This window comes from Rhizobium sp. UFLA01-1127, from assembly GCF_059803845.1.
On record NZ_JAUQTZ010000295.1, the window covers coordinates 1 to 1,145 of the forward strand.

Genomic DNA, 1,145 nt, shown 5'->3' on the forward strand with positions numbered 1-1,145 from the left:
CGCGTCGCGATGACGCCGGACAGCGCCACCCAGCTTCAGAAACTCGGATATCAATGTGCCATCGAAACCGGGGCCGGCAAACTTGCCGGTTTTTCCGACGACGCCTATCGCGCAGCCGGTGTGACGATCGTCGACAGCGTTGAGGCGCTTTTTGCGAGCGTAGACGTTATCGCCAAGGTGCGCCCGCCGGAGCCAAGCGACATAGCAAGGCTTTCGAGTAACAAGACGCTGATCTCCTTCTTCTATCCTGCGCAGAACAAGGACCTGCTGGAGCAGGCCAGGGAAAAGGGCGCAAGCGTGATTGCCATGGACATGGTGCCGCGTATCTCCCGCGCCCAGAAGATGGACGCGCTGTCCTCCATGGCCAACATCGCAGGCTATCGCGCCGTGATTGAGGCCGGCAATAATTTCGGCCGCTTCTTCACCGGCCAGGTAACCGCGGCCGGCAAGATCCCGCCGGCCAAGGTTCTGGTCATAGGCGCTGGCGTCGCCGGTCTTGCCGCCGTCGGCACCAGCGTTTCGCTCGGCGCCATCACCTACGCATTCGACGTCCGCCCCGAAGTGGCCGAGCAGATCGAATCGATGGGTGCGGAATTCGTCTTCCTCGATTTCAAGGAACAGCAGCAGGACGGTGCGACAACGGGTGGCTATGCATCCCCGTCGAGCCCGGAATTTCGCGAAGCGCAGCTAAAAAAGTTTCGCGAGATCGCGCCACAGATCGATATTGTCATCACCACGGCGCTGATCCCGGGCCGCGACGCGCCGAAGCTCTGGCTTGCCGACATGGTCGCTGCGATGAAACCAGGCTCCGTGGTGGTAGACCTTGCGGCGGAACGCGGCGGGAATTGCGACCTGACCGTTCCGGATCAGAAGATCGTTTCTGAGAACGGCGTCACCGTCATCGGCTACACTGATTTCCCAAGCCGCATGGCCGCGCAGGCCTCGACCCTCTATTCGACGAACATCCGCCACATGATGACGGACCTGACCCCGAAGAAGGATGGCGTTCTCGTCCATAACATGGAAGACGATGTTATTCGCGGAGCCACTGTAGCCTTCGATGGCGAGATCACCTATCCGCCGCCACCGCCGAAGATCCAGGCGATCGCAGCCCAGAAACGACAAGAAAAAGCAAAAGAGCTGAC

Annotated in this window: 1 protein-coding gene; it reads left to right on the top strand. The window is 60.5% G+C overall.

The window, feature by feature from the left end:
* The coding region (locus tag Q4Q11_RS31825) for a Re/Si-specific NAD(P)(+) transhydrogenase subunit alpha (protein WP_498571981.1) at positions 1-1,145 on the top strand (1,145 nt) is incomplete at both ends.